This is a genomic window from Paenibacillus sp. MDMC362 (assembly GCF_003269305.1).
Lineage (GTDB): Bacteria > Bacillota > Bacilli > Paenibacillales > Paenibacillaceae > Paenibacillus_AQ.
Genome location: NZ_QLYT01000010.1, coordinates 100,763 through 120,539, shown reverse-complemented (window position 1 = coordinate 120,539; position 19,777 = coordinate 100,763). Strand labels below are relative to the sequence as shown.

Here is a 19,777-nt window from a genome sequence, read left to right as displayed (position 1 = left end):
TGTCCCACTTGTCACTAAATCTGTTTGTCTGCGTCACTCTGTTCACACTATACAGTTTCATGTTTCGGCCAGAGGCAGGAAGTCCTTTTCAGGGATTGTGGTTTGCTGCGATTCTCCTGTTGTCGCCAGTGGGTATCCTGTTAGCGCTCGTCAGCTGAAATCGAGGCAAACTCACGCGAATCCATATCACAGCCATTGTAGGCCATTCCGTGCTGCTGCTATTCCTTTTTCTGTACATGACACTGGGATACCTGATCTTCGGTGTCTGAGGTACCAGAGGACAAGTCATGCCTGTCCTCCTATTATTCGTTCCCAATGCCTAGAAACAAAGTATCCAACACCCGATGCACAAACGCATTCTGTTCTTCATCGGACAAGGGCCGGGCTAAGAAGTTCAATTGAAATGCATATTGAAAGCAGCTTCCTAGCAGCATGTCCGCAGCGGATCTCGGATTAACATGTTCCGATAATCTCCCAAGTTTCTGTTCTTCAAGCAAATAGGACTCAACTGCTTCATTTGCCCGGTGGGGTCCTTCATTCCGAGCTGTGAAGCCTTCCCGGTGCTGCGCTAACAGTCCTGGTTCAGAGAAGATGGAGCTGATCAGAGGCATGGATTGATAGTAATCCGATACGCCCGCTCGAGCCACTTTTTCCAGATTACTTCGCACGGTTTCTTTGCCGCTCATTTCCCTCAGGGACATGAGCGCCTGCATAACATTTTTCAATTGTCCGCGTAAAATGTGAAGATACAGATCGTCTTTGCTCTTAAAATGATTATATAGCGAGCCTTCTGAGCACCCGGCGGTTTTGGCGATTTCTTTGGTTGTTGCTTTGGCCAGTCCATGTGTACGAATGACGAGTTCCGCTGCATCAGCTATTTTACTTTTTAAATCCAAAATCATCCCTCACTCTGTTGACTTTGTTATGGTTCCACTTTATTATGAGTGTGCACTCACTCATTGTCAAGACATCACAGCTTGAATGAGGTGGGAGACATGACGCCCAATAATGAGTGTGCACTCACTCACAACTGGGAAAGGAGGTATTCCAATGAAGAATCAATCTTACAGCAACCATGAAAGACATGTACCCGTGTTTCATTTTTTCCTTGTACCGCTTAGCTTTGTTTTGGTCGTCGCAGCATTCGTTTATCTGTTTGCGTCGAGTATGCGTGGAATATCGTTATTTACGTCATTACTTTTCATACTCATGTCATTCTCGTTGGTCATGACATTATTCCTCATCCGGCAGTTCGTATGTAAGGTGCAAGATCGGGTAGTTCGGGCAGAAGAGAATCTGAGACATTTTGTTATGACAGGCAGGCTTCTTAATCCAAGTTTAACGATGAATCAAATCATTGCGCTTCGTTTTGCATCGGACGATGAGTTTCTGACGCTGTGTGAGAAGGCTCTTAAGGAGGACCTGTCATCCAAAGATATCAAGCTCGCCATCCAGAAATGGAGAGCGGATCATCACCGAGTATAGCTCACTAAAGCAAAAGTAAAGGGGGATTGGCAATGGTCTTAACAGCGTGTTTAAACGAGTCCATGATGAAGGCTTTGGCTCATTACTGCCAGGGATATATGAATGATCAGTGGCTGAATGTATGGGAACAGAATCTGAACGAGCTTGAGGGCATTTTTCAAAATAAAGGAGACTACGCTTATGGTCTCTTTTGTTCCAAGCTTTTTCGTCCATTGGAAGCAGAGGTCTATGGTGCGGGCTTAACCCCCAAACCCGTAATGCCGGGTGCCTTTCCACAATCCGAGGAGCTTTGGGGACCATGGGAAGAGAGGGAGAGGCGATTTTGGAGCGTGATTCACTATGATAATGGAAGAGCATTAGGTACCTTAATCACACGTTTCTTTCACGACCATACTGCCTTTCGTATTCCTACTGTGCCTCGAGTATATACCATTCCTCAAACCGAGCTGGCAGCAATTAAAGAGGTGATTGCTCATATGCAGCCGGAAGAATGGGGATCTATAAGTTGGGAGGATGAGAGGTATGCGTAAGTTAAACTTGGCTCAATTTTCCCGTGTTTTGTTTTTCGTGCTGGCTTTGATTTTCAGTGTTAGCGTTACGCTTCAAGTTCTTATCGCCGGAATTGCACTGTTTGTGAATTCAGGAAGTTGGGCTGCCCATGTTAGCTTCGCAAGATATTTAGCTTTTATTCCTCTCATCATGGCCATCATGGCATGGATGGCAGGACTTTCAAGGCAGGTGCTTTGGAAGAGCATAGGTTTATTCGGAATGGTAATCGGGATGTTCTTAACAGCGGTATTTTCATCCCGGATCGGTTTTCTATCTGCATTCCATCCCGTCATTGCGATGATGATGTTTTGGGGCAGCGTTGACATGATCCGATCAGGCAAGGGATCTAAAATAAATGTGGATTGAAGCGAAATAAGCAATTTACCTTTACCATCTCCATGTTAGACGTTGTATAATCATGGAAGACGCCAAATTCATAATAAGGACCCAGTCTCAGATAGAGCTACTCTAAGGCTGGGTTTTGTCACATACTGGACGGCGAAGGAGGCATGGCTTCTTGATGAAGAAAAAAGCGTATATTACCGATCTGGACGGCACGCTGCTGCGATCAGATCAGACACTGTCACCTTATACAACGAACGTTATCGCGCATCTGTTGGAGCAGGACGTGGTTATCACGTATGCCACTGCCCGCGGCTATATTAGTGCTCAAAGCGTTGTCTCGGAGATCCCCTGGAAGTACCCTTTGATTCTATATAACGGCGCTTTGATATATGACGGGATAAATCGAACGGTAATCGATGGTTACTGGCTTGAACGGGACATCTCGAATGAGATTATCGGCGTGGGAAGGAAGTTTGGTATTACTCCTTATTATTTTTCATTGGATGCGGATCATGGTGAGCGTGTTTTGCATGAGTCGCTGCGGCGAGAGGGAGAGAAGGCTTTTTATCAGAGCAGGCCCCAGGATCCGCGATTTATGGAAGTGCGGAGCCTGAACTGCCCACCGGATTACCGGACGCTTGCTCTTACATACATTGGACTTTATGAGGAATTGGAGCCGATACGGTGCGAGGTTATGGAATTATACGGTGATGTGATTCATGCTCATATGATGCCGGATTACTACATCCATAACCATTTTTTCCTGGAATTCAGTCATGCCAAGGCAAACAAACGTGACGGGCTCCAATTATGGTCTTCCCATATGGGTATTGATCTGGAGTGCACGGTTGTCTTCGGCGACCACATCAATGATGTGGGGCTGTTTGAAGCCGGAGGCACCCGGATCGCGGTACGAAACGCGCATGAAAGGATACGGCAGCTGGCTGACCATATTATTGACTCGAATGAACTTGATGGCGTCGCCCATTACATCCGGCAACAGATGGAACTGTCAGGAGTGAATACCTTTATATCCACTCTGGAAGGACAATGATGACGATACATCACGCTACACCCGTTACCTAGAGTTCACACCTTTATCGAAATTAACTTTAACCAGCTCGGCAAAAGCGGAAAATGCCTTGTTCCTGAACCGGTCGTTGCGCCGGATCAGGCTTGTCGAGGTATGCCGGAAGGCTTCCGGGATCGAGAAGCTGCCCATATTCGCAAATTCTCCGCTTAAGACGGAGGTGGGGAGCAGCGTGGCGGCAAGACCTGATTGCACGATGCCTAATTGGGTCTCTAATGATGAGACTTCGATCATATTGGTCAGCGGAATCCCTTCGCTTAACAGCCATCTTTCGAGGATGCTTCGAAACGGGCATCCTGCCGGAGCAACGGCCCATTTGGTTACCGCCAGATCGGGAAAGGGCTGCTCCTTCGACTTGGTCAGCAGTTTGACCTCATCCTCTTCGATATAATCGGCAACCAGTTTTGGCGGAATGTTTCCTGTCACAAATGCCCCGTCCAGCTGATAGTTTAATACTTGGGTATTCAGCTCCGAAGAGCTGCCGGTCAACAGCGATAGCGTGACGTCCGGGTACATGGTTTGATAGTCCGACAAGGATTTAATGAATTGTCCGCAATGCACCGTATCCACGACGCCAATGGTTAAAGAACCGCTTGGATAAGGCGTTTCCTGTACAGCACGCACCGCTTCTTCAGACAGATTGAGAATGGTACACGCATAGTCCTGGAACGTGCGCCCTTTTTCCGTCAAAGTCACTCCACTGGAGTGTCGGTTCAATAAGGGGACTCCCAGTTCATTCTCAAGCTTTTTGACACGGGCCGTAACATTGGACTGCACATATCCAAGCTGCTCCGCAGCGCGGGTGATATTGCCTTCCTCGGCAATCCTTAGAAAAACCTTCAGATCGGTAAGTTCCATCTAAACCTCCCCCTCTCTCTCCTTCAGTCATCACTAAAAATGATGACATCATTATTATTTATCATTATACGGTATGCCATTTTTAGATTACAATCACAACTACATCATAAATATGTTCATACAAATTACAGAGTGGAAGGATGTCGGGGATGAAAAAGGCATGGTGGCTCTTATTATTGGCGGGGGCACTGGAGGTTGTATGGGTATCCGGTTTGAAGCATTCCGATACCTGGTGGCAGTGGATCATTACCATCGCTTCGATTATATTCAGCTTCAAAGTTTTTTTGGACTCTGCTGCTAAACTTCCCATCGGTACGGTATATGTGATCTTCACCGGACTGGGGACAGCCGGTACGGTGCTAGTCGAGATCCTCCTGTTTGGCGAGCAGGCGAATCCCGTCAAGCTGCTGCTGATTGGTATGTTGGCTGCAGGGGTGCTCGGACTCAAACTGGTTACGAAGGATTCGGATAGCCAGGCGAAGGAGAGTGGTGCGTAATGGAATGGATCGCGCTGATCGCCGCAGGGTTATGTGAAGTGTCGGGTGTGATTGCGTTAAGAAGGGTGAGCCTGACTCGCAGCTTGGGATCCTACATCTTTTTGGCCTGTTCGCTCGGTTCGAGTTTCCTGCTGCTGACGTACGCGATGGCCTTTATTTCCATGGGAACCGCTTATGCGATTTGGACGGGAATGGGGACGGCTGGCAGTACCTTGCTGGGGATGTTTGCGTTCGGAGAACCGAAGGAAGCGCGTCGGATATTTTTCATTGCTTTAATCCTGGCTTCAGCGATCGGCCTTAAGGTTATAACGTAACCCATAGGGGCGTGTAGAATTTCATAGACCTGTGAAGGATATTCTGATTCGCATATAGAATTTAGATATAGTTTGGTGTTTTGAATCCATGCGATCAGACGCCAGGATGCATTTTCTATATGGGAAAGGACAGGTGTATCTTATGAAATTCAGCGAGTATCGCTATGAACGCCCCGATGTAAAAGCTTTTGAGCAAAAGTTTAAAGAGCAGCTTAACGCCTTCACCTCCGCCAGCACGTATGAGGAACAGGATGAGGCGATGACCCGCATTAACAAACTGCGCAGTGAGATGGATACCCTGAGCCAACTGGTGTATATCCGGCACTCGATTGATACGAACGACGAGTTCTATAAGGCAGAGCAGGATTTCTTTGACGAGAACGGACCGGTCATCCAGGAATACATAACGGATTATTATCGGGCTCTCGTGGATTCGAAATTCAGAGCTCAGCTGGAAGACAAATGGGGGCGTCAGCTGTTCCAATTGGCAGAGCTTTCCCTCAAAACCTTCAGTCCTGAGATCATCGAGGACTTGCAGCAGGAGAATAAACTGACGACGGAATATTCGAAGCTGATCGCTTCCGCCAAAATTCAGTTCGAAGGCGAAGAGCGTACCCTGTCGCAATTAATTCCTTTCCAGCAATCGACGGACCGCAATATGCGTAAACGTGCAATGGAGGCGTCCAGCGGCTTCATGGCTGAGAACGAAGCTAACTTCGACCGTATCTATGACGATCTGGTTAAAGTGAGAACCACGATTGCCAAGAAACTAGGATTTAACCATTACGTAGAGCTTGGTTATGCCCGCATGGCCCGCACGGACTATAACGCGGAGATGGTGGCTAACTTCCGTAACCAGGTGCTGGAGCATATCGTTCCGGTTGCAAGCAAGCTGAAAGAACGTCAGCAGAAACGAATCGATGTGGACCAGCTGCTGTACTACGATGAGAACTTCTCATTCAAATCGGGGAACGCAACACCGAAGGGTGACCCGGATTGGATCGTCAACCATGGCGCGAAGATGTATGAAGAATTATCTCCGGAAACCCATGAGTTCTTTACCTTCATGCAGGAGAACGGCCTTATGGATCTGGTTGCCAAAAAAGGCAAGCAGAGCGGCGGATACTGTACCTATATCAGCGAGTATGGCGCACCGTTTATTTTCTCCAACTTTAACGGGACTTCCGGTGATATTGATGTGCTGACGCACGAAGCCGGTCATGCGTTCCAAGTATATGAGAGCAGAGGTTTCGAGGTACCGGAGTATGGGTTCCCAACCTATGAGGCGTGCGAAATCCATTCCATGAGCATGGAATTCTTCACATGGCCGTGGATGGACCGCTTCTTCGAGGATGAGGCCGATAAATACCGCTTCGACCATCTCGCAAGCGGACTTATCTTCATCCCTTACGGCGTAACGGTTGACGAATTCCAGCACTTTGTTTATGAGAATCCGGATGCTACGCCGGCTGAACGGAAACAGGCATGGCGCGAAATTGAGCGCAAATATCTGCCGCACCGAAACTATGATGACAATGCGTATCTGGAGCAAGGCGGCTTCTGGCATAAACAGGGTCATATTTTTAGCACGCCGTTCTATTATATCGACTATACGTTGGCTCAAATCTGCGCATTCCAATTCTGGAAGAAGATGCATGAGGATCAATCCGCTGCATGGGCAGATTATCTGAACCTGTGCCGTCAAGGTGGAAGCAAGTCCTTCACCGAACTGGTGAAGGTGGCAGGTTTGATCTCCCCATTCGAGGATGGCTGTGTCACTTCCGTCATTGGCAGCATCGAAGCTTGGCTGGACAGCGTAGACGATGCGGCTCTTTAAATCGTAAATAGCATGGCTAAGACATGCAGGAGAACATGAGTGGGTAAAGACTCAGGTGTTCTTCCTGCATGTTTTTAATAGAAAGCATTTTTCATAGCACCCGCTTATTGCCCATAAATTAGGAGGATTATGACTATGATTACATATAAACCGTTAAGCGAGCTTCCGATTCGGGAAGTATCGGAGTTGTGGAATCACTCTTTTGAAGGATACGTGGTGAATGCCTCGATGCCGCTGGACCGCTTCATTGCCCGTATCGGAAGCGATGGTCTGTGCATGGAGAGATCACTCGCTTGTTACATGGATGGCGTACCGGCCGGCATTGTCATGAACAGCTTTCGGGAGGAAGATGGCGTTAAGATTGCACGTAACGGCGGGACAGCGATAGCTCCCGATTTCCGGGGGAAGGGAATCGGCAAAAACATGATGGAGAAAAACGAAGAGCTGTACGTAGAACAAGGCGTCCGTCGTGCCTATTTAGAGGCGATCAGCACAAATGCGCCAGCGATTCGTCTCTACGAAAGCGTTGGATATCATATCATCGACCGGCTGCTCATCATGACGAATGAACAGACTCCGGAGCAGCAAGGTGCGGAGAATCTCCGTTCACCGTATACGCTGGTCAGAGGCCTAGCAGCGGAGGCTGCATCGGTAGCCTTCTATCGATCCGGTGAAGTCTGGCAGACAGACGCTTCCAGTATCAAGGACGGCGAATGCGTTATTGTATATGATGGAGAAGAACAGGTGGGCTTTGGTTTGTTTAAGCGGTTGTTTGATGCCTCAGGTAGTTTGGCAGCCATTACGCTGTTTCGCTGTGAGGCCGTCCCAGGACATCCGGATGCAGAAGCCGTGATGAAGACGGCGGTGCTGGAGATGATACAACCCGGTTATGCCTGCAAGCGGTCCGCATTCAACATCCGGGCTTCGCATAAGGAACTGGTGAACGTGCTGCAGGAGCTTGGATATACGAGCTCGATGGAGCAGGTGCTTATGGTTCATGAGTACAGCGCTAGATAGGTTGAATGAATTCGTATAGTTCGAAAGGAATTGCGTGCATGAGAAAAAACACGGATATGAGCCAGTACCCGGCCCTCTCGAAAGATATCCAGTGGGGCGTAGTCCGAGCCCGGTTTGCGTTCGGAGATGAAATCGAAGAATCGAAGGTCAGCAATGTCACGATTCTTCCGTTTGCCGGGGATCGCTGCATTATTTTTCAGGTAGCGGACGGAAGCTGGGAGCTTCCCGGAGGAACCCTGGAACCCGGCGAGTCTTATATGGAAGGACTTAGACGGGAAGTTAGAGAGGAGCTTGGCGCAGAACTCGAGTCGTTCCGGGTCTTCGGCCAGTTCCGTTGCGTATCCAGCAGCAAGACACCTTATCGGCCGCATATTCCCCATCCTCATTTTGTCAGATTGGTTGGATACGGGGATGTGCGCATCGTTGGGGAGCCGCTGAATCCAGAGGATGGGGAGCAGGTCATCGCGGTAGAGGCCGTTGATTTGGCGGAAGCCGTGAAGCGATTGGAGGAGACGGGCAGGCAAGATATTGCAGAACTGTACAAGCTGGCTTTTGCCATACGTCAAGAAGACCGTTCGATTCAACTAACTAACGATGAACCATGAGTTGTGCATGAGGGAACGCGTTGAAAATATATGAGGTTAACTCGTGCAGAGATCCAGTGGATTCCCTATATCATGCAGTTATATTATGTTTCTTTATTAAGTATCTATATCGGGCAGCATTTCGCCGGAAGGAACATCACCACCTATTTTCACCTGATGTTGAAGCAACTTCGGATCAGAAGAGAATGGATGGAACGACAGCAGCACGAGTTTACTGAATTGTTGTATTCGAAATGTTTATGAATGTGTCACGCAAACAACTTCTAGGATGTGAACCATGCTGTGAGATTACCTTATAAAATAGGATATGCCGTTACATTAGTATGGCTGGTTTGGATTGTGTACGGGTATGTGAATTACGATTCGATGGCAGACCGCGGCCAGCTCTCCATCGTCCTGCTGAGCGCTGTGATTGGCATTATTCTGCTTCCGATATATTTTATATCCGTGCTGCTGTTCTATGTTTACAAACGATATCCGAAAAAGAAGAGATAAGGGGGCATTACCTTGAAGGATCGATATTTATTTTTGCTTGGAGGAAATTCTTTTCAAGCAGTGACAAATAGACAATTTATCGAGCAAGCGGGCGGTTCCAACGCCAAAATCGTTTTATGCATTATGAACAGACCGGGCTGGGAGGAGTATGTTCCCCTGTTTCAGCAGATGTGGGCAGAATCAGGTGCCCAAGACATGCAGGTGATTGTTCCTGATGAGGATGGAAATCTGGACATGGAACAGGCTGAACAGGCGTTGTCTCAGGCCACGGGGATATTTATTGGCGGGGGCAACACGGAAAATTATCATCACTATTACGCGACCGGCCGTTTTAAAGAGCTGCTGATCAACGGTTACGAGAACGGCGTTCCCATTGCGGGAAATTCGGCAGGCGCCTTGATTCTTCCGGAGACCTGCCTCATATCCCCACTGGATAATGAACAAAGCGTAATGCTGTTTAAGCAAGGGGTAGGGTTGCTTTCAAGTGTATTGATCAGCGTCCATTATACGGAGTGGAGCGACCAGTCCAATCTGCTGGAGGGTATGAGAACTAGGAAGGTGAAGCGGGGGATCGGCATCGATGAGCAGGCTTGTGCCGTATTTATCAATGGGGAGCTGGCTTATGCTTTGGGCGAATCCGTTCATGAAGTCAGCTTCGAGGATGATGATCTGGATCAATATACGATTGTAAAGAAGACATCCTAAAGGATGTTTTCTTTTTATGCCAAGCAGGAAGGATGCCATATGACAAAAATAAGAAAAGCATGGTTTTTTTAGCTCAAGTGTGTCAAGATAGTACGAAAAAATAAGCGACTGGGGGAACAGACGGGATGATCTATCATATTATTTCTAAGCCAGCATGGATGGAAGCGCAAGAGAATGGCGTGTACGAGCCGCCGAGCTTACATACGGACCAATTCATTCACTGTTCAACAGAGGAACAAGTCAGCGGAGTTGCCAACATCCTTTACGCAGGAAGAACGGATCTATTTGTTCTGGGTATTCAAGAAGATCAGGTGGAAGCGGAGATTGTCTATGAGGATCTGTATGAGCTGAACCAGCTGTACCCGCATATTTATGGAGGGCTGAACTTGAATGCGGTCCATAAGGTGTATCGTCTTGAGCCGGATGACGAGGGGGAATTTGCGTTTCAGCCTTCTACCGAGCTTGAATATAGTGGATAGACCGTGATATGAATATTAACTTGATACCCAGGAGGAAACGCAATGATACTCGAAGTGGCCATGCTGCAAGTGAAACCAGGACTTACGTCAGATTTTGAACGCAATTTCCAAATCGCCTCAGAAATCATATCCAAGATGGAGGGTTATATCCATCATGAGCTGAAGCGGTGCCTGGAGGACTCGCACAAATACGTTCTATTGGTGAAATGGGAGACGCTGGAGGATCATACGATAGGTTTTAGGGGATCCGCCGAATATCAGGTATGGAAAGAATTGCTGCATCACTTTTATGATCCATTCCCCGTCGTTGAACATTTTGAAGATGTATACATAAAGTGACTGTTAAGGCAGGTGCTGGAGATGAGCCTGGAGGATGTTATAAAAGAGGTCTACGGCAGTCCGCCGCTGAAGATCGAGCCCATGTCATTTGGCCATACCAATCAGGTATATAGTGTGACATTATCCGATGAGCAAATCATCCTCAGAACCAATGACAAGCCCGGCATCCTGGAGCATACGGCGGACAATATTGCAATTCTCTCTTCATTAGGATTGCCGGTACCGAGGGTGATCCGAACGGATGTATCCATGGAGCAGGTCCCCTTTGCTTATATGATACTGGAGCACTTTCCCGGACGGGACCTCCGATATGAGCTTGAGGGAATGACGCATGAACAAATGACTGAACTTGCCCAGCAGATCATTTCATACCAATGCAGCGTGTCAGAGCTTCCCCGAGGCACCGGATTCGGATGGGTTCCAATCGGGGAGCAGGGGCCCTTCTCATCCTGGACTCAGATCATCGAGCGGGATATCCGCCAGCATATCGATCACATAATCGATGATGTTACTCCGGAGACGATCGTCCAATTGCAACAAATGAAGCAGCGTTACACGCCTTATTTTGACCAAGTGGAGCCCATCTGTTTCCTTGATGATCTTACGATCAAGAATGTAATTGTGGCCGAAGGCAAGCTTCAGGGTATCGTTGATTTTGATTGGGTCTGCTACGGGGATCCGCTGTACATGATCGCCCTCACCCAGACGGCGGTGGTTTCCGATATTGGAGATCAGGGGATGCCCTACGTGGAGGCGTTATGCAGGCATTGGGGAGTGAAGCAAGAACAGCGGGCGCTGATTGATTTCTACTCCGTTATTCATGCCCTGCAGTTTATCGGCTTTCATAAAAAGGAGCACAACGATGTCTGCAAACAGCGAATGCTCTCATTTCTACTAGAGAAAATCAACCGCGATGCAAACAGAACCGCATGAGCTTAAGGAGCCCATGCGGTTCTTGTTATCTTATCGGGAGGTTGGTGCAAATCCCACTCTTGGTTTGTCTCGTTCCTTGGTATTCACGGAAACGTAGCGGATTGCGGTTAACGGTACATACAGCATCTCATATTCGTCCTGGTACCGGATAAATTGATCGCCTACTTCCTCCAGCGTGCCGTTCCGCACATAGCTTCCATCCGTAAAATAAATGCTCACTTCCTGATTCAGCAAACTTTTCAGCATATACGGTCCACTCCTTGTGAATAAATTAGAGTATCGAATCTAACGGATCATGCCATTTTTTCGATTAGCGTCACAGTTTCGTGACGATATCGTCAATGATGCCGTATTCCTTCGCTTCTTCCGCCGACATGAAATAATCCCGCTCCATATCCTTTTCGACGCGTTCGACGGATTGACCTGTCCGCTCGGATATTATTTGTGCCAGCTTCTCACGGGTTTTCAGGATTCGTTTTGCCGTAATGGCAATATCGGTAGCCTGCCCCTGTACACCGCCCAGCGGCTGATGGATCATGATCTCGCTGTTCGGCAGCGCAAGCCGTTTGCCTTTGGCCCCGGCCAGCAGCAGGATCGCGCCGTAAGAAGCGGCAAAACCGGTGCAGATGGTGTTGACTTGAGGTTTGATGATCTGCATGGTATCGTAAATGCCAAAGCCCGCGGATACCGAACCGCCCGGACTATTGATATACATGTGGATATCCTTCTCAGGATCCTCAGCCGCCAGAAACAACAGCTGTGCGATAATACTGTTGGCGATGGCGTCATCGATGGCTGCACCCACAAACACGATCCGATCCTTCAGCAATCGGGAATAAATATCGTATGATCGTTCGCCCCGGTTGGTTTGTTCTACAACATAAGGAACAACATTCATGGTTTCATCCTCCATATTCGTTAGGTTTTCACGTTTCAGCAAGTAAACGAAGAGGCAGCCGCAAAAGATACGGAGAAACCACGAAATAAATTGTTCGAAAATCAAAGTAACGAAAAGATCACTTCATTCGTTTACATATAAGATATCTTTATCGAGATTAGAAAGGAGTTGGCTTCCGATGACGATATTTCGACCGAGCGTTAACCACCCTCCGGCTGATCTGAGCTATGAGGAAATGAATGCTGCCCTGCACAGATATTGTCTGTCGCTCACAAACTCCTCATGGGATTCCGAGGATCTGGTGCAGGACACTTGGATCAAGGCCCTGGAGCATATGAAGCAGCGGACCCATGTCAATCCCGAAGCGCTGCTGCTGCGGATTGCCAAGAATACATGGATTGACCGGGTTCGCCGGGATCAGACCTATAGACGGATTCTGGATGAGAAGCTGGAACATGTTTTGCCTAGGGAAGACGCGTCGAACGAGGACGGCAACCTGAACATCGAGTTCGCTTTTCAATGGCTGCTGGAACACTTGTCGCCCCTGCAGCGAACGGTGCTGGTGCTCCGTGATGTGTTCGAATATTCTGTTTCGGAAACCGCGATGAAACTGAAAACGACGGAGGGAGCGGTGAAAGCGGCCCTTCATCGTGCTCACAAAGTGCTGCAATCGCTGGAACCGGAGGAAGAGGAATTTGAATTGGCTATGCCGGAAGACGAGGAGATGACCCTGAATCTTCAGGCATTGGCAGCGGCATACCAATCCGGGGATGTCGAAGAGGTCGTAAGACTTATTCAATGGAATAGCAGTGAAGCATCAGCCATCGGTTGCATGGTTCCGTTGCAGGTTAAAACCCCGAGCGCAAGTTATATGATGTACGGCGGATATTCGTCCGACATGAGAATGGCCGCGTAAAGCGAAGATTCGAGCAGGTTGATCATACACTTAACGGGAGGCCGGAGCAGAGATTGCTCGGGCCTTTTTTTGATGCAGATTCATAATCTTGAATTTGAAAATGACAGCATGAATCTCCGTTCATCATATCGTCATTCAGCGCTTTCGGCTGTATACTATAAACCAAGTAGAACCGTTAGGAGTGAGGGGTTAGGTTGCAGACCGAAGTGAAGTTGTACACCATGTGCATGATACAAGACGGAAGCAGCGTTCTGCTGATGAACAGACCGGATGCCAAAGGATTTCCCGGATATATTGCGCCCGGCGGCAAAGTGGATTTTCCGGAAAGCATTGTAAACGGAGCCATTCGGGAGGTGCGGGAAGAAACCGGCTTGATTGTAAAGGACATCGTCTATAAGGGACTTGAGGAATCGTGTGAGCCGAATACAGGTCTACGGTATATGGTGTTTAATTATTTGGCCACTTCCTTTGAAGGGGAATTGCTGGAGCATCCACCTGAGGGAGAGCTGTTATGGGTGGACCGGGAAGAGGCATTAAAGCTGCCCATGCAGGATTGGTTTAAACGCCGGTTTCCGTTGTTTTTTGAAGAAGGTACGTTTGAATTAAGCGAGATTTGGGACGAGAAGACAGGGCTTGTTCTGGATGAAACGGTCAAGCGGTATCCGGCGAAATCGCCCCAGGCGTCAGGTATCGTTGATTAACGAAGGGAGCGGTGTTCATGATGGTCAGAGCGGTGTTCTTCGATTTATTCGAGACGTTAATTACGGAATTCGCAAACGGCAAGCGGGTGTCCAAGAGGTCCTATGATTATATGAACAGAATCGGGCTATCCGAAGCGGAGTTTAAACGGGAGTGGAGCATCCGGTTTGAGCAAAGAATGAATGGTCATTTTCCCAACTATCACGCGGCGATCCGGGATATCCTTGATGCCCGGGGTTTACCCTATCATCAGGAACACGTAGAGTTTCTCTTTCAGTCGAGAGTCGGCGAGAAGAAAATCCCTTTCAATACGATATCGAATGAGATCTGCAGGATGCTGGAGCTTTTGCGTGAAAGGGGTCTGAAGGTAGGCTTGATCAGCAACTGCTCGGAAGAAGAGGTGATTTCCTTTGGTCAGAGCGGATTGGCTCCTTACTTCGACGATGTTATTTTCTCATATGAGGTTGGGGTAGCCAAACCGAACCCGGAAATCTATCGAATGGCTTGTGAGCGATTGTGCGTAACACCACAGGAATCTCTGTTTATCGGGGATGGCGGTTCAGATGAGCTGCGAGGAGCCGGCAATGCCGGTCTTAGGCCGTATCACGCCTATTGGTTCAACACGTTCATTGAGAGCGAGCATGAGAAGATCCATCAACCGCTGCAAGTGCTGGATCTTATCGAATTTTCTATTAAAAAGGAGTCGCTAAACGATGAAACTGCAGGCCATTAACCATATTTGTTTTTCTGTTTCGGAATTGGAACGGTCCATCGCTTTTTATAGGGACGTGTTTGAAGCCAAACTGCTGGTTAAAGGGAGAAAGCTGGCTTATTTTGATCTGAACGGACTGTGGATTGCTTTAAATGAAGAAGATGTCGACAGAGGCACCGCGAATAGAACATATACGCATATTGCCTTTACTATGGAAGAGAAGGAGTATGAAACAACGCTGCTTCGTCTCCAAGCGCTCCAGGTGGAGATTTTACCGGGAAGGGCAAGGGACGAGAAGGATAAGAAGTCGATCTACTTCCTGGACCCGGATGGGCATATGTTCGAGTTTCATACGGGCTGTTTAAATGACAGGCTGGATTATTACCGCGCGGATAAGGAGCATATGACCTTTTACGATGTCGAATAGTTAGGGGAACAAGCGATTCCCAATGCAGATCGAGGAGATGAGCCGATGAACCTTGCCAACAAAATAACGATAGCCAGAATATTGTTGATTCCATTATTTATTCTTTTTTTTGCTGAATATCCGCTATGGCTCACCGAGAAAAGCCGCTTCTTCGGATTTATTCATCTTTATGGAACCTGTATCGCGCTTGGCCTGTTCATTCTTGCTTCGGCTACGGACAAGCTGGACGGTTACATCGCGAGAAAATACAATCAAATCACGAATCTCGGAAAACTACTGGATCCGCTCGCAGATAAACTGCTCATATCGGTTGCATTAATCATGATGGTTCAATCCGGGATGGTTGCGACATGGATAGCCGTTGCTATCATTGCGCGGGAATTTGTGATCACAGGGCTTAGGATGGTTGCATCCGAGCAGGGAATCGCATTGTCCGCTGACAGTCTCGGCAAATTGAAAATGGTGCTTCAGGTGATAGCCATTGCAGCGGTATTGCTGGATAATTATCCGTTTCAGCTCGTCACTATGATTCAAGTGGATGAAGTTCTCATGCTTGCAGCAGTAGCCTTGACGATATATTCGGGCGTCCATTATCTGTTGAACAATTATAAACTCATAAAATTGAACTGATCTAAGCAGGATGAGCGTTATCCCCGCTGACGAATAGGGACAGCTGTCCATTTTTATCACGACGGATATGTTTCGGAATCTGGTGCTGGGAATACATCCTACTTTGTGCCTATTTTGGCGTCAGAAGGTAACGATTTCATCCGGAACTGACGATATAGAGATAGACTGAAAAAAAGCCTGAGAGACAGAAGGTACAAAGGAGAGAAATAAATGAGCTTAAACAGAAAGACAACGAAGATGTTTCTTGTCGTTGTGATGATGTTGGCGATGGTTTTTCCAACCAGCGTATTCGCCGCCTCCGGGGACGTAACGTCGATTGAATTTGATACGAACGAGAGCAAAATTTACTTAACCGTTAATGAAACTTCGGAACAACTTCGAGTATTGGCTAACATTGAAGGCTCTTCTACGAAGAAGGATGTAACCAATGAGTCGACGTGGACTTCGTCCAACACGAGAATCGTAAAGGTTGACGGTGGACTTATCATTCCACTGGAGAAAGGCACAGCGCGAATTACGGCAAAATACAAAGGCGCGATCAAGACGATTGACGTCGACGTTAAATTTGCCATTGACGAGTTTAAACTGGATCAGCCCGATAAAGTGGAGCATAAGCTTGGAACGGAAGGTCTAACCGTTAAAGCGTTGGCTGACGGAACGAACGATGTAACCACGGAAGCGAAGTGGACCACTTCCGATGACAGCGTTGTTAAAGTGAGCAAAGGCGAACTGACCCTTGTAGGTTTGGGAAGCGCAACCGTGACTGCGGAATACAAAGGACTTAAAGCTTCCTTCACGGTCAAAGTCATTGCACCTTACCAAAAGCTTGCGATCGTTCCGGGCGAAGATCTGGAGCTCTTGGTTGGCGATGCGCCGGTTGAGCTGAAGGTATTCGCTAAGCAGTCGGAGACCGATACAGGTATGGACGTGACGGATAAGATAGAGCTGAAATCGTCCAATTCTTCCGTAGCTACGATTGAGGATGGCAAGCTAAAGCCGGTTGCGTTGGGTAAATCTACGATCAGCGTGAGCTATCTGGGTTCAACGGCCAAACTGGATGTGTATGTGCGCAATCCTTATGAAGCTTTGATTCTGGATCAGACGGATTTCGTCAAGAATCCGGTTCTGTTCATGAATGATTCGATTACGGTACAAGCCAAAGTTCGCAACGCGGCTTCGCAATCCATCGACGTGCCCGGGGAATGGACCTCATCCAACCCGCTGGCCGTTTCCGTTAATGGTGGCGTGATTACAGCGAGAGCTTCGGGAACCTCTACCATTAAAGTCAGTTACTTGGGAATCAGTAAAGAATTTACGGTAAAAGTATATCCGACAGTAACCAAGTTTGAGGCTGCAGATACGGAAGTGGATGTGCTGAAAGGCGAATCCAAGTCCTTCCCTAAAGTGACGGGAACGCTTCTGGACGACGAGAAAGAGGACTTCAGCAGCGCGGTTAACTGGACTTCCAGCGATGAGAAAGTGGTAACGACCGAAGAGGGCAAAATCAAAGCCGTTGACGCCGGTACAGCAACGATTACCGGTAAGATCGGTTCCAGATTAGTAGCGACGGTGCCGGTTACCGTCAATGAAAAAGTGCTGGTGCTGCTGCCGGATGTAGAAGAGTATCAGCTGGTTATGGGAAGAAGCATTGCGCTCCCGAAAATAAATGCTGTATTTGAAGATGGCGCGGAGAGCGATGTGACCTCCTCCGTTGAGTGGTCACTGACGGGCTCTGCCGCTGTCATTAAAGACGGTACGATCAAGGGATTAACGAAAGGCTCGACCACGCTGAAAGGCACTTATCTGAATAAAGAAGTCAAGATTCCGGTGGTGGTTGAACAGGAAGTAGTGAAGATTGTTGTAGAGCCGGAGAATATTGATCTTAACATCAAGAAATCCAAATCGATTAAAGTTACAGGTTATTACAGCAACGGCAAAACGGTTTCGCTCTCATCCAAGATGAATTGGAGTTCTTCAGACACTGCGATTGTGACGGTATCCAGAACCTCCATTAAGGCGGTTGCCGAGGGTAAGGCAACGATTACGGGTTCATACCAAGGCAAAGAAGTTACCGTTAAGGTAAACGTGGTTCCGAAAATGACGAAATTGATCGTCAGCGAGAAGAAACTGAACTTGAAGCCCGGTGACGTCAAAACCGTTACGGTTACGGCCGAATTCGATACAGGCGCGAAAACAAATGTTGAAGACACCGCCGTTTGGACAACCAGCAACTCCAGCGTTGCCAAAGTAACGAACGGGCGAATTGAAGCAATCGCGAAGGGAACCGCCCGCATTAAAGGGCAGTACAATTCAAAGACCGTATCCATTACCGTCTCTGTCAAATAGGACCACACATTGGCAGCAGCCCGGCTTTTTAGAAGCCGGGCTGCTGTCTTTTCTATGGACTGGGCCGTTCTTGGTCATTTTGAAGCTCCTGCAGCTTGTTTTGAAAATACTTCCGGTTCGCCAGTATCGTCTCATCGCCTGGGCGATAGACGAGCGCCTGCTCATTATGCTGATTGGCAAGAGCATGGGCTCCTAGGTCGTAACAAACGGCCAATTGCAGGTGAGGCAGCCAGGTGGAGAAGGAGGGGGTGTGAAATCCCATGTAACCCGGAGGCAGCTCAAGCTCGGTGGCCAGTTTATACCAGTAAATGGCTGTATCGTAGTTGTTTTTTAAGAAAAAATGGTAACCAATGCGGCAGCAGAATTCGGACCGCGGTGGCGCATAATGCAGGGATCTGAGGGAGGATTCAAAAGAGGCTTGCCCGTTTCCTTAGCTTACGAAATGAACCTTATGCAGGAAGCTGTTTGTAATTTGGTCTGGATTTAACCTATCCCTAATGGTAAAATCTTCACTAATTTGGATAGCAAATCATAGACGGTGCAGAAAGAAGGGGCAGAGGAACATGAAATCCATAAACGTGCTTCATTATGATGCATTCTCCGCGCAGCCTAACAAGGGGAATCCTGCTGGTGTGGTTTTGAATGCAGATGATCTGACGGAGGAAGAGATGCAATCCATCGCTTGCAGCGTTGGATTCAATGAAACCACCTTTATCTTACGATCCGAGCAAGCGGATATTAGATTGAGGTATTTTACACCCGGCCATGAAATGAATTTATGCGGCCATGCCACCATGGCCTCCATGTATGCTTTAAAAACCAGGGGATTGCTGCCGGAAAAAGAAACCGTGTGGATTGAGACCAAGGTGGGCAATTTGCCTATAGAATTTCAAAATGCCGAAGGCCCATTAACCATGAAGATGAAGCAGGATCACCCTCAATTCATATCCTTCGAGGGAGATGTTGACTGCTTGGCATCATCCATAGGACTGAAACGTGATGATTTGGACTTAAGTATGCCCATCGTCTATGGAAGCACGGGGATTTGGACATTGTTGGTCCCGATAAAAGGATTAGACCATTTTGACCGGATGGTGCCTGATAACGCAGTGTTTCCGGACATTTTAACCGAAAACCCCAAGGCCTCACTGCATCCTTTTTGCCTGGAAACGATGGATGCGTCTTCGTTCATGCACGCGAGACACTTCTCATCGCCGTATTCTGGCACGATTGAAGACCCGGTAACTGGAACTGCATCGGGGGTAATGGGAGCTTATTATTTGACGTACCTGAACCCTGAGTTATCCTCTGCTCGATTTAGTATTGAACAGGGCCAGGAAATGGGAAAGGACGGTAGAGTGGTTGTTCATGTAAACCGACGTAAAGAGACCATGGATGTCTATATTTCTGGTACGGCCGTGTTTGTCAAGGAATTCAGGTTAGCTATTAATGGAAGACCATCGAATGATAGAATCACCGGCATAAGTTAATTCAAACAAGGAGTACGATGCATGCAGGAACAAGAAGAAATACAGATATATCCTAAGGTAACCAAAATGCTAGTGGGTTCTTTGGGTAAGTATTCCATATTTTGAGGAGAG

26 protein-coding genes are annotated in these 19,777 nt (G+C 47.9%); 21 read left to right on the top strand and 5 right to left on the bottom strand.

Translation table 11 applies throughout. The annotated features are described in order from the left end of the window. Positions 1 to 302: 302 nt before the first annotated feature. On the bottom strand, positions 303 to 896 hold the full coding sequence (locus tag DP091_RS05310; RefSeq protein WP_113057404.1) for a TetR/AcrR family transcriptional regulator: 594 nt from the start codon (positions 894 to 896) through the stop codon (positions 303 to 305). A 154-nt stretch (positions 897 to 1,050) separates the two neighbouring features. Between DP091_RS05310 and DP091_RS05305 the strand changes: the two genes are divergently transcribed. From DP091_RS05305 to DP091_RS05290, 4 genes are all read left to right on the top strand, one after another. Continuing rightward, entirely contained in the window at positions 1,051 to 1,485 is a 435-nt protein-coding gene (locus DP091_RS05305; RefSeq protein WP_113057378.1) for a DUF6526 family protein, read from the top strand. A gap of 32 nt (positions 1,486 to 1,517) precedes the next feature. Next, the gene (locus DP091_RS05300; protein WP_113057377.1) at positions 1,518 to 2,015 is read left to right on the top strand and encodes a DUF6022 family protein; all 498 of its coding nucleotides are present in this window, start codon (positions 1,518 to 1,520) and stop codon (positions 2,013 to 2,015) included. Continuing rightward, on the top strand, positions 2,008 to 2,400 hold the full coding sequence (locus tag DP091_RS05295) for a DUF6220 domain-containing protein (RefSeq protein ID WP_113057376.1): 393 nt from the start codon (positions 2,008 to 2,010) through the stop codon (positions 2,398 to 2,400). The genes DP091_RS05300 and DP091_RS05295 overlap by 8 nt, the downstream gene beginning before the upstream one ends. Positions 2,401 to 2,554: 154 nt before the next feature. Next, the gene (locus tag DP091_RS05290) at positions 2,555 to 3,433 is read left to right on the top strand and encodes an HAD-IIB family hydrolase (RefSeq protein ID WP_113057375.1); all 879 of its coding nucleotides are present in this window, start codon (positions 2,555 to 2,557) and stop codon (positions 3,431 to 3,433) included. Positions 3,434 to 3,457: 24 nt separating this feature from the next. Here the strand turns inward: DP091_RS05290 and DP091_RS05285 are convergent, their stop codons facing one another. Further along, on the bottom strand, positions 3,458 to 4,327 hold the full coding sequence (locus DP091_RS05285) for a LysR family transcriptional regulator (RefSeq protein WP_113057374.1): 870 nt from the start codon (positions 4,325 to 4,327) through the stop codon (positions 3,458 to 3,460). Between the two features lie 149 nt (positions 4,328 to 4,476). Between DP091_RS05285 and DP091_RS05280 the strand changes: the two genes are divergently transcribed. The 10 genes from DP091_RS05280 (at position 4,477) to DP091_RS05230 (ending at position 11,548) form a co-directional block, all read left to right on the top strand. Further along, complete coding sequence (locus DP091_RS05280) at positions 4,477 to 4,824, top strand: DMT family transporter (protein WP_113057373.1); 348 nt, start codon at positions 4,477 to 4,479, stop codon at positions 4,822 to 4,824. Then, positions 4,824 to 5,138 (top strand): DMT family transporter, encoded by a 315-nt coding sequence (locus DP091_RS05275; protein WP_113057372.1) that lies wholly within the window; start codon positions 4,824 to 4,826, stop codon positions 5,136 to 5,138. The genes DP091_RS05280 and DP091_RS05275 overlap by 1 nt, the downstream gene beginning before the upstream one ends. 142 nt (positions 5,139 to 5,280) lie before the next feature. Further along, positions 5,281 to 6,975 (top strand): M3 family oligoendopeptidase, encoded by a 1,695-nt coding sequence (locus DP091_RS05270; RefSeq protein ID WP_113057403.1) that lies wholly within the window; start codon positions 5,281 to 5,283, stop codon positions 6,973 to 6,975. A 135-nt stretch (positions 6,976 to 7,110) separates the two neighbouring features. Beyond that, the gene (locus DP091_RS05265; RefSeq protein ID WP_113057371.1) at positions 7,111 to 7,992 is read left to right on the top strand and encodes a GNAT family N-acetyltransferase; all 882 of its coding nucleotides are present in this window, start codon (positions 7,111 to 7,113) and stop codon (positions 7,990 to 7,992) included. Between the two features lie 38 nt (positions 7,993 to 8,030). Continuing rightward, a complete protein-coding gene (locus DP091_RS05260) occupies positions 8,031 to 8,597 on the top strand; it encodes an NUDIX hydrolase (RefSeq protein WP_113057370.1) in 567 nt (188 codons plus the stop codon). 282 nt (positions 8,598 to 8,879) lie between these two features. Beyond that, entirely contained in the window at positions 8,880 to 9,092 is a 213-nt protein-coding gene (locus DP091_RS05250; protein WP_113057369.1) for a hypothetical protein, read from the top strand. Positions 9,093 to 9,104: 12 nt separating this feature from the next. Next, positions 9,105 to 9,797, top strand: coding sequence for a Type 1 glutamine amidotransferase-like domain-containing protein (locus DP091_RS05245; protein WP_113057368.1), 693 nt, complete (start codon positions 9,105 to 9,107; stop codon positions 9,795 to 9,797). Positions 9,798 to 9,922: 125 nt separating this feature from the next. After that, positions 9,923 to 10,276, top strand: coding sequence for a DUF952 domain-containing protein (locus DP091_RS05240; protein WP_113057367.1), 354 nt, complete (start codon positions 9,923 to 9,925; stop codon positions 10,274 to 10,276). A 42-nt stretch (positions 10,277 to 10,318) separates the two neighbouring features. Further along, positions 10,319 to 10,615: an antibiotic biosynthesis monooxygenase family protein gene (locus DP091_RS05235; protein ID WP_113057366.1), complete on the top strand. Its 297-nt coding sequence runs from the start codon at positions 10,319 to 10,321 to the stop codon at positions 10,613 to 10,615. Between the two features lie 21 nt (positions 10,616 to 10,636). Beyond that, entirely contained in the window at positions 10,637 to 11,548 is a 912-nt protein-coding gene (locus DP091_RS05230; RefSeq protein WP_113057365.1) for a phosphotransferase family protein, read from the top strand. A 30-nt stretch (positions 11,549 to 11,578) separates the two neighbouring features. Here the strand turns inward: DP091_RS05230 and DP091_RS05225 are convergent, their stop codons facing one another. Together DP091_RS05225 and clpP are read right to left on the bottom strand one after the other, a co-directional pair. Continuing rightward, entirely contained in the window at positions 11,579 to 11,794 is a 216-nt protein-coding gene (locus DP091_RS05225; RefSeq protein WP_071219928.1) for a hypothetical protein, read from the bottom strand. Positions 11,795 to 11,864: 70 nt separating this feature from the next. Next, positions 11,865 to 12,461 carry an ATP-dependent Clp endopeptidase proteolytic subunit ClpP gene (gene clpP / locus DP091_RS05220; RefSeq protein WP_074961827.1) on the bottom strand — a complete coding sequence of 199 codons (597 nt, stop codon included), beginning with the start codon at positions 12,459 to 12,461 and terminating at the stop codon, positions 11,865 to 11,867. A gap of 163 nt (positions 12,462 to 12,624) precedes the next feature. Here clpP and DP091_RS05215 point away from each other — a divergent pair, with 163 nt between their 5' ends. From DP091_RS05215 to DP091_RS05190, 6 genes are all read left to right on the top strand, one after another. Next, the gene (locus DP091_RS05215) at positions 12,625 to 13,362 is read left to right on the top strand and encodes an RNA polymerase sigma factor (RefSeq protein ID WP_113057364.1); all 738 of its coding nucleotides are present in this window, start codon (positions 12,625 to 12,627) and stop codon (positions 13,360 to 13,362) included. Positions 13,363 to 13,583: 221 nt separating this feature from the next. Then, positions 13,584 to 14,063, top strand: coding sequence for an 8-oxo-dGTP diphosphatase (locus DP091_RS05210; protein WP_113057402.1), 480 nt, complete (start codon positions 13,584 to 13,586; stop codon positions 14,061 to 14,063). Positions 14,064 to 14,080: 17 nt separating this feature from the next. Beyond that, positions 14,081 to 14,794 (top strand): HAD family hydrolase, encoded by a 714-nt coding sequence (locus DP091_RS05205; RefSeq protein ID WP_113057363.1) that lies wholly within the window; start codon positions 14,081 to 14,083, stop codon positions 14,792 to 14,794. Next, complete coding sequence (gene fosB, locus DP091_RS05200; protein WP_113057362.1) at positions 14,775 to 15,200, top strand: metallothiol transferase FosB; 426 nt, start codon at positions 14,775 to 14,777, stop codon at positions 15,198 to 15,200. Before DP091_RS05205 ends, fosB begins: the two co-directional genes overlap by 20 nt. Positions 15,201 to 15,245: 45 nt before the next feature. After that, positions 15,246 to 15,830 (top strand): CDP-diacylglycerol--glycerol-3-phosphate 3-phosphatidyltransferase, encoded by a 585-nt coding sequence (pgsA, locus tag DP091_RS05195; RefSeq protein ID WP_113057361.1) that lies wholly within the window; start codon positions 15,246 to 15,248, stop codon positions 15,828 to 15,830. A gap of 210 nt (positions 15,831 to 16,040) precedes the next feature. Next, positions 16,041 to 18,176: an Ig-like domain-containing protein gene (locus tag DP091_RS05190; RefSeq protein WP_113057360.1), complete on the top strand. Its 2,136-nt coding sequence runs from the start codon at positions 16,041 to 16,043 to the stop codon at positions 18,174 to 18,176. A gap of 52 nt (positions 18,177 to 18,228) precedes the next feature. Here DP091_RS05190 and DP091_RS31690 read toward each other — a convergent pair whose 3' ends face one another. Further along, positions 18,229 to 18,438, bottom strand: a complete 210-nt coding sequence (locus DP091_RS31690) for a hypothetical protein (RefSeq protein WP_258394408.1) — start codon at positions 18,436 to 18,438, stop codon at positions 18,229 to 18,231. Positions 18,439 to 18,739: 301 nt separating this feature from the next. Between DP091_RS31690 and DP091_RS05180 the strand changes: the two genes are divergently transcribed. Next, positions 18,740 to 19,666, top strand: coding sequence for a PhzF family phenazine biosynthesis isomerase (locus tag DP091_RS05180; RefSeq protein ID WP_113057359.1), 927 nt, complete (start codon positions 18,740 to 18,742; stop codon positions 19,664 to 19,666). Positions 19,667 to 19,777: the final 111 nt, after the last annotated feature.

What these genes read in the sequence shown, in the direction of transcription:
- clpP (WP_074961827.1), bottom strand. Translation starts at nt 12,461, where the DNA reads ATGGAGGATGAAACCATGAATGTTGTTCCTTATGTTGTAGAACAAACC.
- fosB (WP_113057362.1), top strand. Translation starts at nt 14,775, where the DNA reads ATGAAACTGCAGGCCATTAACCATATTTGTTTTTCTGTTTCGGAATTG.
- DP091_RS05235 (WP_113057366.1), top strand. Translation starts at nt 10,319, where the DNA reads ATGATACTCGAAGTGGCCATGCTGCAAGTGAAACCAGGACTTACGTCA.
- DP091_RS05285 (WP_113057374.1), bottom strand. Translation starts at nt 4,327, where the DNA reads ATGGAACTTACCGATCTGAAGGTTTTTCTAAGGATTGCCGAGGAAGGC.
- DP091_RS05265 (WP_113057371.1), top strand. Translation starts at nt 7,111, where the DNA reads ATGATTACATATAAACCGTTAAGCGAGCTTCCGATTCGGGAAGTATCG.
- DP091_RS05305 (WP_113057378.1), top strand. Translation starts at nt 1,051, where the DNA reads ATGAAGAATCAATCTTACAGCAACCATGAAAGACATGTACCCGTGTTT.
- DP091_RS05190 (WP_113057360.1), top strand. Translation starts at nt 16,041, where the DNA reads ATGAGCTTAAACAGAAAGACAACGAAGATGTTTCTTGTCGTTGTGATG.
- DP091_RS05215 (WP_113057364.1), top strand. Translation starts at nt 12,625, where the DNA reads ATGACGATATTTCGACCGAGCGTTAACCACCCTCCGGCTGATCTGAGC.
- DP091_RS05225 (WP_071219928.1), bottom strand. Translation starts at nt 11,794, where the DNA reads ATGCTGAAAAGTTTGCTGAATCAGGAAGTGAGCATTTATTTTACGGAT.
- DP091_RS05275 (WP_113057372.1), top strand. Translation starts at nt 4,824, where the DNA reads ATGGAATGGATCGCGCTGATCGCCGCAGGGTTATGTGAAGTGTCGGGT.
- DP091_RS05290 (WP_113057375.1), top strand. Translation starts at nt 2,555, where the DNA reads ATGAAGAAAAAAGCGTATATTACCGATCTGGACGGCACGCTGCTGCGA.
- DP091_RS05280 (WP_113057373.1), top strand. Translation starts at nt 4,477, where the DNA reads ATGAAAAAGGCATGGTGGCTCTTATTATTGGCGGGGGCACTGGAGGTT.
- pgsA (WP_113057361.1), top strand. Translation starts at nt 15,246, where the DNA reads ATGAACCTTGCCAACAAAATAACGATAGCCAGAATATTGTTGATTCCA.
- DP091_RS05295 (WP_113057376.1), top strand. Translation starts at nt 2,008, where the DNA reads ATGCGTAAGTTAAACTTGGCTCAATTTTCCCGTGTTTTGTTTTTCGTG.
- DP091_RS05260 (WP_113057370.1), top strand. Translation starts at nt 8,031, where the DNA reads ATGAGAAAAAACACGGATATGAGCCAGTACCCGGCCCTCTCGAAAGAT.
- DP091_RS05180 (WP_113057359.1), top strand. Translation starts at nt 18,740, where the DNA reads ATGAAATCCATAAACGTGCTTCATTATGATGCATTCTCCGCGCAGCCT.
- DP091_RS05230 (WP_113057365.1), top strand. Translation starts at nt 10,637, where the DNA reads ATGAGCCTGGAGGATGTTATAAAAGAGGTCTACGGCAGTCCGCCGCTG.
- DP091_RS31690 (WP_258394408.1), bottom strand. Translation starts at nt 18,438, where the DNA reads ATGGGATTTCACACCCCCTCCTTCTCCACCTGGCTGCCTCACCTGCAA.
- DP091_RS05270 (WP_113057403.1), top strand. Translation starts at nt 5,281, where the DNA reads ATGAAATTCAGCGAGTATCGCTATGAACGCCCCGATGTAAAAGCTTTT.
- DP091_RS05210 (WP_113057402.1), top strand. Translation starts at nt 13,584, where the DNA reads ATGTGCATGATACAAGACGGAAGCAGCGTTCTGCTGATGAACAGACCG.
- DP091_RS05300 (WP_113057377.1), top strand. Translation starts at nt 1,518, where the DNA reads ATGGTCTTAACAGCGTGTTTAAACGAGTCCATGATGAAGGCTTTGGCT.
- DP091_RS05240 (WP_113057367.1), top strand. Translation starts at nt 9,923, where the DNA reads ATGATCTATCATATTATTTCTAAGCCAGCATGGATGGAAGCGCAAGAG.
- DP091_RS05205 (WP_113057363.1), top strand. Translation starts at nt 14,081, where the DNA reads ATGATGGTCAGAGCGGTGTTCTTCGATTTATTCGAGACGTTAATTACG.